The sequence below is a fragment of the Enterobacter sp. MGH119 genome, from assembly GCF_001037675.1.
In the GTDB taxonomy this organism is placed as follows: Bacteria; Pseudomonadota; Gammaproteobacteria; order Enterobacterales; family Enterobacteriaceae; genus Enterobacter; species Enterobacter hormaechei_C.
The window spans coordinates 31,056-44,035 of the sequence record NZ_KQ089932.1 but is presented as its reverse complement, the minus strand read 5'-3'; the positions used below and the strand labels follow the sequence as shown (position 1 = coordinate 44,035).

The window sequence follows — 12,980 nt, the reverse complement described above, 5'->3', positions numbered from 1 at the left end:
AAAACAGAAGCTAAGTTAAGCGATAATCATGTAACCGTTTAACCGACTACGACCATTATCAAGGAGCGAAAAATGGCTACGCACTTTGCACGAGGAACATTAACGGAAGGGCATCTCGTATCGGCCAGACTTTCTTCAGCCTGTCACAGTGAGGCGCTCAAACTACCTGAACACCGCAGGACGCGGTTTTTAGCTTCCAGAGCGCTCCTCGCAGAACTGCTTTTTATGCTCTACGGCACTAGCGAACTACCGGACATAATCACCCAGCCAGAAGGTCGCCCGGTTTTTGCGGACCCGGCACTCCCCCATTTTTCCATTGCGTACACCGGCAACATTGTTGGCGTCGCGCTGACGACTGAAGGTGATTGTGGCCTGGATATGGAGCTGCAACGCGTCACGCGTAGCTTCCATGGTGCTAACGCGCTCGATGAATACCCGCTCTCCAGCAATGAAAAGCTGTGGATACGTAACCAGAACGACCCTGTTGAAGCCAGAGCGCAGCTCATCACCCTTCGCCAGAGCATCCGCAAACTGAACGGCGCGGCGTCAGACGACGCCAGCCTGTTGCAGCTGCTCCCCGGCTCCGGACGCCTGCGCGCGACAAAAGCCTCGCTGGTAGAGGCGCTCAGCGACGCTGAGGACGTACTGATCTGGTCCGTTGCGGTGAGCCCCGCCATCGAACGGCTGAAAATCTGGGAATTTGACAGTATTCGCGGTTGGCGTAGTCTTCCGGATGTCCCTGAGCGCGCCAACGAGCCCGCCGCGCGCCTGATGCGATTAACCAGTTTACCGGCAGAAAAAGCATACACCCATAGCTGATCCGTCCAGGGTCATCATGATGAAACAGGAGTAATCATGTCTGATACGTTGAAAGTTGTTACGTTACTGGGAAGCCTGCGCAAAGGTTCTTTTAACGGGATGGTTGCCCGTACGCTGCCGCAGCTGGCGCCTGCGGGAATGGAGATCAGTGCCCTGCCGTCCATTGGCGACATCCCGCTTTATGATGCTGATGTTCAGCAGGAAGAAGGGTTCCCGCAAAGCGTGGAAGCGATAGCCGAGCAGATCCGTCAGGCTGACGGCGTGGTGATTGTGACGCCTGAGTATAACTACTCGGTGCCGGGTGGTCTGAAGAACGCCATTGACTGGCTGTCCCGTTTACCGGAGCAGCCGCTGTCTGGTAAACCTGTGCTGATCCAGACCAGCTCAATGGGCGCCATTGGCGGCGCGCGCTGCCAGTATCACCTGCGTCAGATCCTGGTGTTCCTGGATGCGATGGTGATGAACAAGCCGGAATTTATGGGCGGCGTGATTCAGAACAAGGTCGACCCGCAGACGGGTGAAGTGGTGGATCAGAGTACGCGTGACCATATCTCTGGCCAGCTGACCGCGTTTGGGGATTATATTAAGCGGGTGAAGGCGTAAGCCTTCGCCCTAACCCTCTCCCACAGGGAGAGGGAACTTTGCCCGTAGGTCAGGTAAGCGAAGCGCCACCTGACACCACCAGCATCTTAGTGTGAATCAATAAACACAATCTTCAGCACAAACAGCAGCGCAACAATAATCACGCACGGGCTGAGTTCGCGGAAGCGGCCGGTACCCATCTTCATCACGCAGTAAGAGATAAAGCCCAGCGCGATACCTTCGGTGATCGAGAAGCTGAACGGCATCATCACCGCGGTAATAAACGCCGGAACGGCTTCCGTCAAATCTTCCCACTTCACGCGCGCCAGGCTTGAGGTCATCAGCACGCCGACGTAAATCAGCGCGCCAGCTGCCGCGTATGGTGGCACCATCCCCGCCAGCGGAGAGAGGAAGATCACTAGCAGGAACAGCAGACCCACAACTACCGCCGTCAGGCCAGTACGACCGCCCACGGACACACCGGAAGAGGATTCAATGTAAGCGGTAACAGACGAGGTGCCGATGAAAGAGCCAGCGACGGACGAGATGCTATCCACATACAGCGCCTGCTTCATGCGCGGGAATTTGCCTTTTTCATCCGCCAGACCCGCTTTGTCGGTCACGCCAATCAGCGTACCGGAGGAGTCAAACAGGTTGACCAGCATGAAGGAGAAAATCACCCCGGCCAGACCCAGGTTCAGCGAGCCCGCCAGATCAACGTGACCAATCACGGTAGAGACGCTTGGTGGCGCAGAGACGATACCGTTGTAATGTACGTCACCCAGCATCCAGCCCAGCAGCGTGGTCACAATGATAGAGACCAGCACCGCAGCATGGATGTTGCGCGACGCCAGGATCGCGATGATAAAGAAGCCCAGCACGCCCAGCAGCACGCTGTGAGAGGTCAGGTTACCAATGCTCACCAGCGTTTCCGGGTTCGCCACGATAACGCCAGCGTTTTTCAGCCCCATCATGCCGATAAACAGACCGATACCGCTGGTGATACCCACGCGCAGGCTCACGGGAATGTTCGCAATCATCCAGTAGCGCACACGGAAGATGGTCAGCAGCAGCAGGCCGACCGCGCCCCAGAAAATAGCGCCCATCCCGACCTGCCACGGCAGACCCATCGCCTGAACCACCACGAACGCAAAGAACGCATTCAGACCCATTGCCGGGGCCAGCGCCACGGGCAGATTAGCGAAAACGCCCATCAGGATGCTGCCAAGCGCCGCGATCAGACAGGTGGTCACGAAGACGGCGCTGGTGTCCATGCCAGCCACGCCCAGAATTTGCGGGTTAACGAAAACGATATAGACCATCGTCAGGAAGGTAGTAAAACCGGCGATCACTTCGGTGCGTGCCGTTGTGCCGTGCTCGCGCAGTTTGAACACGCGCTCAAGCAGCCCCTGACCAGACGTCTGGGTAGTGTGTTGTTGACTCATCATCAATTTCCGAACAAGGAGGGAAAATTCGTCGCTATCCTATACCAAAATGCGACAATAGTGGCGGTTACGGGATACTTTTTTCATTGATTTTGCTTATACGGCAACGATTGCGTCCCGGTGAACTGCCGTACGAAAACGTTAAACTTGTTAAAAGGGAAAGGCATGTCCGGAATTGAAGCGGTATTTTTCGACTGTGACGGTACGCTGGTCGACAGTGAGGTCATTTGTTCCCGCGCGTATGTCGCCATGTTCCAGGAATTTGGTATTACGCTCGATCTCGAAGAGGTGTTTAAACGCTTTAAGGGCGTGAAGCTGTACGAGATCATCGACATCATTAACGAAGAGCACGGGGTGGATCTGGCGAAAGCGGATCTGGAACCGGTGTACCGCGCCGAGGTCGCACGCCTCTTCGACGCCGAGCTGGAAGTTATCGCTGGCGCTAACACGCTGCTGGATGCGATGACGGTGCCGATCTGCGTGGTCTCTAACGGCCCGGTCAGCAAAATGCAGCACTCGCTCGGCAAGCTGAACATGTTGCACCACTTCCCGGAAAAACTGTTCAGTGGCTACGATATCCAGCGCTGGAAGCCGGATCCGGCATTGATGTTCCACGCGGCGAAGGCGATGAACGTCAACGTGGAGAACTGCATCCTGGTGGATGACTCGTCTGCGGGCGCGCAGTCGGGGATTGATGCGGGGATGGAGGTGTTTTACTTCTGCGCCGATCCGCACAACAAGCCGATCGATCATCCAAAAGTGACGACCTTTACCGATCTGGCGCAACTGCCAGCGTTGTGGAAGGCGCGCGGGTGGGATATTACTCGCTGAGTTTTCCCCTCACCCCGGCCCTCTCCCACAGGGAGAGGGAGAAAACCGAATGGTCCCCTCTCCCTGTGGGAGAGGGTTAGGGTGAGGGTAAAAATCACTCTTTCGGATCTTTGCCCGCCAGCAGCTTGTCCAGCTCGTCGCCGCCCACGTGTCGGAAATCCTGCCCCTTCACGAAGTAGAAGATGTATTCACAAATATTCTGGCAGCGGTCACCGATACGCTCGATTGAGCGCGCGCAGAACAGCGCGGTGAGTACGCTTGGAATGGTACGGGAATCTTCCATCATGTAGGTCATCAGCTGACGCACTATGCCTTCGTATTCCTGGTCAACTTTCTTGTCTTCACGGTAGATACGGACCGCTTCGTCCAGATCCATGCGCGCGAAAGCGTCCAGCACGTCGTGCAGCATCTGCACGGTGTGGCGACCGAGAGACTCCAGACTCACCAGCAGCGGCTGGTGCTGCTGGGAGAATTTCTCCAGCGCGGTGCGGCAGATTTTATCCGCCACGTCACCAATACGCTCCAGCTCGGCGATAGTTTTGATGATCGCCATCACCAGACGCAGGTCGCTCGCCGTCGGCTGACGCTTCGCAATGATGCGCACGCAGGCTTCGTCGATGGCGACTTCCATCATATTGACGTTGTGGTCGCCTTCAATAACGCGCTTCGCCAGCTCGCTGTCCTGGTTGTGCATCGCCGTGATCGCATCAGAAAGCTGCTGCTCGACCATGCCGCCCATGGTCATCACCTGGGTGCGAATGCTTTCCAGCTCTGCGTTAAACTGGCCGGAAATGTGTTTATTAAGATTGAGGTTGTCCATGGTTTCTCCACATGCACTAAGGCAAATCAACCGTAGCGGCCAGTAATATAATCTTCGGTTTGTTTCTTCGCCGGACGGGTGAACAGCGCATCCGTATCGCTGAACTCAATCAACTCGCCCAGGTACATAAACGCCGTGTGGTCAGAACAACGTGCAGCCTGCTGCATGTTGTGGGTCACGATCACCACGGTGTAATCCTGCTTCAGCTCGGTGATCAGCTCTTCGATACGCCCGGTTGAGATCGGGTCCAGGGCTGAGCACGGCTCATCCAGCAGCAAGACTTCCGGGCGAATGGCGATACCGCGCGCAATGCACAGACGCTGCTGCTGACCACCGGAGAGAGAGTACCCACTCTGGTGAAGTTTATCTTTGGTTTCGTTCCATAATGCGGCCTTGGTCAATGCCCACTGCACGCGCTCGTCCATATCCGCACGGGAGAGCTTCTCAAACAGACGCACACCAAAGGCGATGTTGTCATAGATCGACATCGGGAACGGCGTGGGTTTCTGGAATACCATCCCCACTTTCGCACGCAGCAGGGCGATATCCTGGGTATTGGTCAGGATGTTGTCACCGTCCAGCAGAATTTCACCTTCTGCGCGCTGCTCCGGATAGAGCGAATACATTTTGTTAAAGGTGCGCAGCAGCGTGGATTTACCACAGCCGGACGGACCGATGAATGCCGTTACCTGGTTCTTCGCGATATCCAGATTGATATTCTTCAGGGCATGGAATTTGCCGTAGTAGAAGTTCAAATCACGAACCTGAATCTTACCCGGGGCAGTATCAACCATACTCATTGACTCATTTCCTCATTCGGCGCCGCGAGCTGCCGCGCCGTAAAAATTTAACCGTGTTTCTTCTTCGCGAAAATGACGCGCGCCAGAATGTTCAGCAACAGTACGCAAAGGGTGATGATCAGCACCCCGGCCCAGGCCAGCTGCTGCCATTCCGCGAATGGGCTCATCGCAAATTTAAAGATCGTCACCGGCAGGTTGGCGATCGGCTGCATCATGTCCGTGCTCCAGAACTGGTTGGAGAGGGCGGTAAACAGCAGCGGTGCGGTTTCACCGGCGATACGGGCGATAGCCAGCAGGATACCGGTCATGATCCCCGAGACGGATGCTTTCAGGGTGATCGCCGAAATCATTTTCCATTTCGGCGTGCCCAGCGCGTAAGCCGCTTCACGCAGGCTGTCCGGCACCAGTTTCAGCATGTTTTCAGTAGTACGAATAACGATAGGCACCTGCAACAGCGCCAGCGCAATCACACCCGCCCAGCCGGAGAAGTGTTCCATTTGCGCCACCACGATGGTGTAAACAAACAGACCCACGACAATCGACGGGGCAGAAAGCAGAATGTCGTTAATAAAGCGGATGACTTCAGCGATCCAGGACTTGCGCCCATACTCCGCCAGATAGATACCCGCCATGATGCCCAACGGTGTACCGAAAACGGTCGCCCACAGGATCAGCAGGCCGCTACCCGCCAGGGCGTTTGCCAGACCACCGCCCGCCGTGTTCGGCGGCGGCGTCATTTCCGTGAACAGCGCCAGGGACATTCCATCGATGCCTCGGGTGATGGTTGACATCAGGATCCAGATCAGCCAGAACAGGCCGAACGCCATCGTGGCCATGGAAAGCGTCAGCGCAATGCGGTTTTTAATCCGGCGCTTTGACTGCATTTTGCGACGGGATTCCGCAAGCTGAGCGGTATTTTGCATATCGAGAGTTGCCATTAGCGTGCCCCCTCGTTTTTAGCCAGACGCATAATCATCAGCTTGGAGATAGCCAGCACAATAAAGGTGATAACAAACAGGATCAGGCCCAGTTCCATCAGCGCCGCGACGTGCAGCCCGGATTCCGCTTCGGCAAATTCGTTCGCCAGCGCAGAAGTAATACTGTTCCCCGGCATATAGAGCGAAGCGCTGTCGAGCTGGTAGGTGTTACCGATGATAAAGGTGACCGCCATGGTTTCACCGAGCGCGCGACCTAAGCCCAGCATAATGCCGCCAATCACCCCATTTTTGGTGAACGGAAGGACGATGCGCCAGATAACTTCCCAGGTGGTGCAGCCGATGCCGTAGGCGGACTCTTTCATCATCACCGGGGTTTGTTCGAAGACATCGCGCATGACCGCCGCAATGTACGGAATAATCATGATGGCGAGGATCACACCCGCCGCCAGAATGCCGATACCGAATGCCGGGCCGGAGAACAGCGCCCCCACAAACGGAACGGCAGAAAGCACGTTACCGACCGGCTCCTGGAAGTACGTTGCAAACAGCGGAGCAAAAATAAACAGGCCCCACATGCCGTAAACGATACTTGGGATGGCCGCCAGCAGTTCAATGGCGATACCCAGCGGACGCCGCAGCCAGCCTGGCGCCAGTTCCGTCAGGAACAAGGCAATACCGAAGCTCACCGGAACCGCAATTAGCAGGGCGATAAAAGAGGTCACCAGCGTGCCGTAAATCGGCACCAGCGCACCGTAAATATCGTTCGGCGCATCCCACTCTTTGGTCCACAGGAAGGCGAAACCAAATTTTTGAATGCTCGGCCAGGAGGAGAAAATCAGGGACACGATAATGCCGCCCAGCAGCAATAGCACAATCAGCGCAGCCAGTTTCACCAGCGCGCTGAAAATCATGTCACCTTTTTTACCCGGAGGGTTAAATGCAGGCTTGGTTGCAGCCATAAATTACTCTTCTTTATGAGACGTCTTACGAATATGCCCGGTGGCGCTGACGCTTACCGGGCCTACAGAGTAAACCGTAGGGCGGGATCGCTGCGCGCCACCCGCCATCTTCGTTAAAAATATCCTGTTAGTACAGCGCTTTACCGCTGCTGTCTTTCACGTTGGTTTTCCATGCAGCACGAATCTGCTCAACCACGCTGTCTGGCAGGCTGGCGTAATCCAGGTCATTAGCCTGTTTGCCGCCGTTTTTGTATGCCCAGTCGAAGAACTTCAGCACTTCTGCGCCCTGCTCTGGTTTCTTCTGCTCTTTGTGAACCAGAATGAAGGTGGTAGAGGTGATTGGCCACGCGTCTTCACCTTTCTGGTTAGTCAGGTCCTGAGCGAAGGATTTGCTCCAGTCAGCGCCTTTGGCGGCGTTGGCGAAGTTCTCTTCGGTCGGGCTAACCGGTTTGCCGTCGGCAGAAACCAGTTTGGTGTAGGCCAGATTGTTCTGCTTAGCGTAGGCGTACTCTACGTAGCCGATAGAGCCAGGCAGACGCTGTACGAAGGCTGCGATACCGTCGTTGCCTTTACCGCCCAGACCGGTTGGCCAGTTAACGGTAGAGCCGGAACCGACTTTAGATTTCCACTCTTCGTTCACTTTCGCCAGATAGCTGGTGAACACGAAAGAGGTGCCAGAGCCGTCAGCACGACGAACCACCGCGATATTCTGCGAAGGCAGCTTAACGCCCGGGTTCAGCTTAGTGATGGCTTCGTCATCCCATTTTTTGATTTTGCCCAGGTAGATGTCACCCAGGGTTTTGCCGTCCAGCACCAGCTCGCCTGATTTCAGGCCAGGGATGTTAACAGCCAGCACAACGCCGCCGATCACGGTCGGGAACTGGAACAGGCCTTCCTGATTCAGTTTCTCATCAGACAGCGGAGCGTCGGATGCGCCGAAATCAACGGTATTCGCGGTAATTTGTTTTACGCCACCGGAGGAGCCGATACCCTGATAGTTGACCTTGTTACCGGTCTCTTTCTGGTAGGTATCCGCCCATTTGGCATACACCGGCGCAGGGAAGGTTGCACCAGCGCCAGTCAGGCTTGCTGCTGCGAAGGCAGAGAAAGCGCTCATCGATAAGGTCGCGGCGACAACAGTTGCGACAGTGGTACGCATAACTTTCATAATGTCTCCTGCAAGGATTTCGTAAATCATTGTTTAAGTGGCTACGATGAGCAAAATAGGACAAACAGGTGACAGATAAATGTACGAAATATGACAGTTTTATGACAATGAGAGAGTGTAAAATAAGCCACTGATATTAATGATTATTTGTTCAGGGGAGCATCATAGAGTTGTCATATAGAAAGGGATAAGCCTGGTGCAAAAGAGGAAAAATGACAACGGCTGTCATAAACAGCCGTTGGGTGATTAATGTTCAATTTCCAGCGTGACCGTTGCGTACGCTTCAAACGTTCCAGGTTTTGGCTGCGCCCCCGTTGCGCTTGCAGGCGCAGCGGAAAAGGTAAGCGAATTGTTTTCGGCGCCGTTATTGTTTTCTCCCCTATCCATGTCCATCCTGCCGCCGTTGACGCTGACCTGACGATCCCACTTGTCGTATACCACAATGCCTACATCATCATTGCCGTTGACTTTCATCATCGTGGCATCGGCGTCGACAGGGTCTCCATGGAAAGTGGAGTAGACAATATTCTCATCCAGCATGCCTGTGCACTGTACCTGAATCGTCTTTTTTACCTTGTGACTCGTCACGGCGGTGCCTTTGGTAGCGGAAAATTCCGGGGCCGGGATTTTGCCAAAATCTATCTCAAGCGTCTGCCCGGGCGCGATCTCGCAGTTTTGCGGCACGACGATATCGCCAGCGATTTTGATCTCTGCCATTTTTTCGGTGCTGGAGGTCGAGGAGGCCGCATCCAGCCCGCCATAAAGATCGGCGACTATCGTACCTGGCACACTCACCCGGCCAATAAACGGCTTGTTAATTAAGAATGATATTTTTATTTTTGAACCGGTATTGAGTGTTGGTTCGCTCCCTTCCTCACCAGGCGCATAACAATAGGAGCTATGAGACATTACGTTTGGTTCTGCGCTGAAAGGTACCGGTATATAATCTCTGCCGAGCACAAGTATCGACGTGGCGATGCTGAGGTTGTTATTAAGGGTAAAATAGGTATACCCGTTCTTTACCACATCTTCACTTAACGACGATCGTGCGGTGTAGTAGATTTGGCGAAAGCCCGTAGAGTAATGCGTAAGACAGTTGCATTGCGCTTTGTAACTCGCAGATGAACTGAGCGTTTCCAGATCCCTGATCTCTGTACCTGCTTTATTTTTATCCGCCGGGATCGACTGCCCGTTCAGATTAAGGTTATAGATATAAGCGCCACCTTCGGAGTGACAAATCCCGTCGCCCGTGGTGTACGCTTTGCATACTGGCGCCATAAATATTATCAACGCGCTTAAAAACAGAGGTGTCCTGAATTTCATCTTATTTCCCTATTGGCATACTGCCGATATTTGTATCAGTTCGACGCCTTCTGGCGGGGTAAAGTGGTAGTTAACCGGGCAGGTCATCGTGTTATCTGCGCCCCACTTCAGGACAAACGCCCCCTCTTCCGGCATGCCGGACAGATAAAGCTCGCCATTTTCGCCCACAATGCCGGTTACGCTGCCGTGGGGTAAATCAGCCGAGGCCATGGCGCCAAACGGCACCGGTTTGCCACTCTTCTGCCGCACATTGAACAGGACGCGATAGCCCACGTGAGTGACAAACTCCGCCCGTACCACCGCGCCGCGCGTCGGGATAACGCTGAGGATACTGTTGTCGATTTCGACGTTGGCCTTCGCAAAGTAATCGCTGTCGATCTCCACTCTGTTTTCATCGTAGGCGTTGAGCTGCGTCTGTACCGTATAGCCGCGCCAGTCCGTCGCCTTACCCGTACCATTCTCCAGCGCCAGGCCGGAAGCTCCCGGGGCTTTAACCAGCGCGACGGTTTCCCCCAGTTCCTGAGAGAAAGTTATGCCATCGCTGTGGGCCAGAATCCCGCCCTTCATTCCATAGTTGAGGCGCTGGTTGTCCTGGGTATAGTCGTAACTGGCGTTTACCGAACCATAGGTGCCGTCATAGCCCACCCCTGCGCTGTTGTTGTAATCTTCGTTATCCGCATCGTAAGACTGCTGAACGTTCCAGGAGAGGTTGTGCGCATCCAGCGCGTTACCGCTCAGCCCCACCTGGTGCATCCCTTTTCCGTGGTTGTTTTGGGTGTACCCATAGTTGACGTAGCTGTCATGCAGCCAGCCTGACAACGGTATGGAGAGGGAGAGCATAAAAATCTGTTCGCTGCCCTGACTGTCGCTGACGTCAGTGTCGGTGCTATTTTGGGCCGAGGTGAGTGAATCGGTGTAGTTCCAGGAGACGTTCCAGGAAATAGCGCGCCAGCTATTGCTGTAGCCCAGCTGCACCAGCCGCTCGACTTCATCCGTCTTCCAGTACTGCTGGCGGCTAAGGGTAAGATAAATATTTCCCATCCCGTCGCCAAAGGTCTGCGTCCATGTTCCCTCCAGACGGCTACGGCGGTTACCTGTCGTCCAGAAGTCGCTCTCGTTATTCTGCCGGGACGCCCATTCGTTCAGGGTGTAGTAGCCCTCTGTGGAGTAGCGGTAGCCCACCAGCCGAAACGTTGTGTTCGTTTCATCAAAACGTTTGGAATAGAGAAAACGGTAAGATTGCCCGCTTTCGTCATCGTCCTCAAACCGCGAGCGGGCATGCGTTACGTCCAGCGAAAGGGCGCCCAGCGAACCCATATCTTTCCCCACGCCAAGCGCGGCGGAGGTGTAATCGCTGGTTCCCTGCACGCCCCCGTAGAGGGTAATACCCGCAGGAAAACCGTGTAACACCTGCGCCTGAAAAACGGTCGGCTGAAAATCGTTTTGATCGCGCAGTTCACCCGCGCTGATATCGACATCGGTTTGGTCTTCACGCTTCAGGATCGCCAGTGAGGCGTAAGGCTGGGTAAAATGTTGCTCGCTGCCATCCTCTTCTTTGATGGTAACATCCAGATCGCCACCCGAATTGGTGGTGTTTAAATCCTTGAGCGCAAACGCTCCCTGCGGTACGGCAGACTGGTAAATGATGTAACCGTTTTGCCGCACAATCACGGTCGCATTGCTTTTCGCCACGCCGCGAACCACTGGCGCAAACCCCGTCAGGCTCGAAGGCAGCATGTCATCATCCGTGTAGAGACGCATCCCTCGCAGTTGCGTGCTGTCAAACACGTCGCTTGCGGTCCATGTATCCCCCAGCATAATTTGGCTGCGTAACGCGGCGATATCGCGCTGTAAATAGGTATTGATCGAATGATACGAAGACTCGCCATCGGTCACGTTTAGCGTACTGTAGTTACGTAAACGCCATGCCCCCAGGTTGGCACCGTTGCGCAGGTTCAGATAATAAAAATCGTTGTTATCATCCTCGTTCGAATGCACCGTGCTGGAGCCGGAAAAATCGTAGTTCACCATCAGCGCATTGATGCCCTCATCCCAGCGTGAGGGATTAATATAGCCGCGCGCCGATACATCAATATAGATTTGCGGCAACGTGACGTTAAGCTGGAGTTTATCCGTATCAAACGTCCAGGCTGAGCCAGGAACGAGCGGCGCGGGGTCCAGACAGGCTTTGTCATCTATGTCGTTAAGGGCCTTGATAGCCGCCACTTTGACCCCAAGCTCAGCGAGCACGGTTTTGATGTCTGAGAAGCAAGGATGCAGGTTGCTGGTGGCAGTATCTTCGACAAAGGTCACCTCCCGGCGGTCAACATATTCGCCGTTTACATAGATGCTTACCTTATAGTTCCCGGCAGGCAGACTGTTCGCGCGATTAAACTGGTGGATATCCACGTCCACCGGATGATCGATTTCAAGCAGCGCAGGGTTAAACATATCCCTCGCGGCCACCTCGCCGGATAAACCAAGCACCATCCCGGAAGCAAGCGCGATGAAAATACGGTAACACTCCATAAATAAACCATCCTTTGCTTAAAGCGCTGCTTTTAAATCCTGACTAATCGCACCGAAATCATTCACATACCGCCAAACCAGCGCATGGCCATTCACGCCTTCCGGTAAGGGTAAACGCAGGGTTTCAAAGGGATGGACGATATTGAGCGGCACATCTTTGCCGTCCACTGTCACATTCATAACGTTGATATTTAGCGGCGTGGGATTTTCAACTACCAGCTGCCGATTTTCTCTGTGCCACTTCACCTGCGTGGCGGCGCGCTCCGGGGTAATGTTCAACGAGGCCGGACGCCAGATCAGCTTGATACGTGTCTTAATGGCGATTTCCATCGCGTTCGGCTTATTGCTCGCCGGGGGAATATTTTTGATGTTCAGCCAGAACACCGACTCCCGATCCTGCGGTAAATTGCCCTCGGTTTTCATAATGCGCAGAATTTTTTCCTGCCCAGCCTCCAGACGAGATACCGGTGGAATGACGGTAAACGGTGGTTTTTTCGCGGTTCCTGTATTACTGAAGGGGTCAACCCATGTTTGAATAAGATAAGGGATAGCCGCTTCGTTATTTTTGACAGTAATGGTTGCGTCGGATTTATCACTCGAATAAACCACTCGTGTGCCACCGATAACCACACCTGCCGATGCCATTGTAGAAATACCCGTAAGACAACACGCTAATAATACATTCACTATACGCCCTGGCATAATCCAATGTCCTTATATATAAAGGAGCCTGTAAATAAGTTCTTAACAGGCTCCGAATCCATAA

12 protein-coding genes are annotated in these 12,980 nt (G+C 54.3%); 3 read left to right on the top strand and 9 right to left on the bottom strand.

The window, feature by feature from the left end:
• Positions 1–72: 72 nt before the first annotated feature.
• Positions 73–819, top strand: coding sequence for a 4'-phosphopantetheinyl transferase family protein (locus tag SK53_RS17140; protein WP_032608136.1), 747 nt, complete (start codon positions 73–75; stop codon positions 817–819).
• Between the two features lie 36 nt (positions 820–855).
• Entirely contained in the window at positions 856–1,422 is a 567-nt protein-coding gene (locus SK53_RS17135) for an NADPH-dependent FMN reductase (RefSeq protein WP_048209826.1), read from the top strand.
• Between the two features lie 86 nt (positions 1,423–1,508).
• Here SK53_RS17135 and adeP read toward each other — a convergent pair whose 3' ends face one another.
• On the bottom strand, positions 1,509–2,846 hold the full coding sequence (adeP, locus tag SK53_RS17130) for an adenine permease AdeP (RefSeq protein WP_139153202.1): 1,338 nt from the start codon (positions 2,844–2,846) through the stop codon (positions 1,509–1,511).
• A 165-nt stretch (positions 2,847–3,011) separates the two neighbouring features.
• Between adeP and yieH the strand changes: the two genes are divergently transcribed.
• A complete protein-coding gene (gene yieH / locus SK53_RS17125) occupies positions 3,012–3,677 on the top strand; it encodes a 6-phosphogluconate phosphatase (protein ID WP_003861151.1) in 666 nt (221 codons plus the stop codon).
• 94 nt (positions 3,678–3,771) lie between these two features.
• Here yieH and phoU read toward each other — a convergent pair whose 3' ends face one another.
• The 8 genes from phoU to SK53_RS17085 all read right to left on the bottom strand — a co-directional run bounded on the left by phoU (position 3,772) and on the right by SK53_RS17085 (position 12,916).
• Positions 3,772–4,497, bottom strand: a complete 726-nt coding sequence (gene phoU / locus SK53_RS17120; protein ID WP_003861153.1) for a phosphate signaling complex protein PhoU — start codon at positions 4,495–4,497, stop codon at positions 3,772–3,774.
• A 26-nt stretch (positions 4,498–4,523) separates the two neighbouring features.
• The gene (pstB, locus tag SK53_RS17115; protein WP_003861154.1) at positions 4,524–5,297 is read right to left on the bottom strand and encodes a phosphate ABC transporter ATP-binding protein PstB; all 774 of its coding nucleotides are present in this window, start codon (positions 5,295–5,297) and stop codon (positions 4,524–4,526) included.
• A gap of 47 nt (positions 5,298–5,344) precedes the next feature.
• The gene (gene pstA, locus SK53_RS17110; protein WP_003861156.1) at positions 5,345–6,235 is read right to left on the bottom strand and encodes a phosphate ABC transporter permease PstA; all 891 of its coding nucleotides are present in this window, start codon (positions 6,233–6,235) and stop codon (positions 5,345–5,347) included.
• On the bottom strand, positions 6,235–7,194 hold the full coding sequence (gene pstC, locus SK53_RS17105) for a phosphate ABC transporter permease PstC (protein ID WP_003861158.1): 960 nt from the start codon (positions 7,192–7,194) through the stop codon (positions 6,235–6,237). Before pstC ends, pstA begins: the two co-directional genes overlap by 1 nt.
• Positions 7,195–7,321: 127 nt before the next feature.
• Positions 7,322–8,362, bottom strand: a complete 1,041-nt coding sequence (pstS, locus tag SK53_RS17100) for a phosphate ABC transporter substrate-binding protein PstS (RefSeq protein ID WP_022652104.1) — start codon at positions 8,360–8,362, stop codon at positions 7,322–7,324.
• Positions 8,363–8,608: 246 nt separating this feature from the next.
• Positions 8,609–9,685 (bottom strand): fimbrial protein StgD, encoded by a 1,077-nt coding sequence (stgD, locus tag SK53_RS17095; protein ID WP_048209824.1) that lies wholly within the window; start codon positions 9,683–9,685, stop codon positions 8,609–8,611.
• A gap of 9 nt (positions 9,686–9,694) precedes the next feature.
• The gene (locus SK53_RS17090; protein ID WP_048209823.1) at positions 9,695–12,214 is read right to left on the bottom strand and encodes a fimbria/pilus outer membrane usher protein; all 2,520 of its coding nucleotides are present in this window, start codon (positions 12,212–12,214) and stop codon (positions 9,695–9,697) included.
• 18 nt (positions 12,215–12,232) lie between these two features.
• Positions 12,233–12,916, bottom strand: a complete 684-nt coding sequence (locus SK53_RS17085) for a fimbrial chaperone (RefSeq protein ID WP_022652100.1) — start codon at positions 12,914–12,916, stop codon at positions 12,233–12,235.
• Positions 12,917–12,980 lie beyond the last annotated feature (64 nt).

Coding starts and splice junctions, on each gene's coding strand:
- SK53_RS17140 (WP_032608136.1), top strand. CDS start 73: ATGGCTACGCACTTTGCACGAGGAACATTAACGGAAGGGCATCTCGTA.
- SK53_RS17135 (WP_048209826.1), top strand. CDS start 856: ATGTCTGATACGTTGAAAGTTGTTACGTTACTGGGAAGCCTGCGCAAA.
- adeP (WP_139153202.1), bottom strand. CDS start 2,846: ATGAGTCAACAACACACTACCCAGACGTCTGGTCAGGGGCTGCTTGAG.
- yieH (WP_003861151.1), top strand. CDS start 3,012: ATGTCCGGAATTGAAGCGGTATTTTTCGACTGTGACGGTACGCTGGTC.
- phoU (WP_003861153.1), bottom strand. CDS start 4,497: ATGGACAACCTCAATCTTAATAAACACATTTCCGGCCAGTTTAACGCA.
- pstB (WP_003861154.1), bottom strand. CDS start 5,297: ATGAGTATGGTTGATACTGCCCCGGGTAAGATTCAGGTTCGTGATTTG.
- pstA (WP_003861156.1), bottom strand. CDS start 6,235: ATGGCAACTCTCGATATGCAAAATACCGCTCAGCTTGCGGAATCCCGT.
- pstC (WP_003861158.1), bottom strand. CDS start 7,194: ATGGCTGCAACCAAGCCTGCATTTAACCCTCCGGGTAAAAAAGGTGAC.
- pstS (WP_022652104.1), bottom strand. CDS start 8,362: ATGAAAGTTATGCGTACCACTGTCGCAACTGTTGTCGCCGCGACCTTA.
- stgD (WP_048209824.1), bottom strand. CDS start 9,685: ATGAAATTCAGGACACCTCTGTTTTTAAGCGCGTTGATAATATTTATG.
- SK53_RS17090 (WP_048209823.1), bottom strand. CDS start 12,214: ATGGAGTGTTACCGTATTTTCATCGCGCTTGCTTCCGGGATGGTGCTT.
- SK53_RS17085 (WP_022652100.1), bottom strand. CDS start 12,916: ATGCCAGGGCGTATAGTGAATGTATTATTAGCGTGTTGTCTTACGGGT.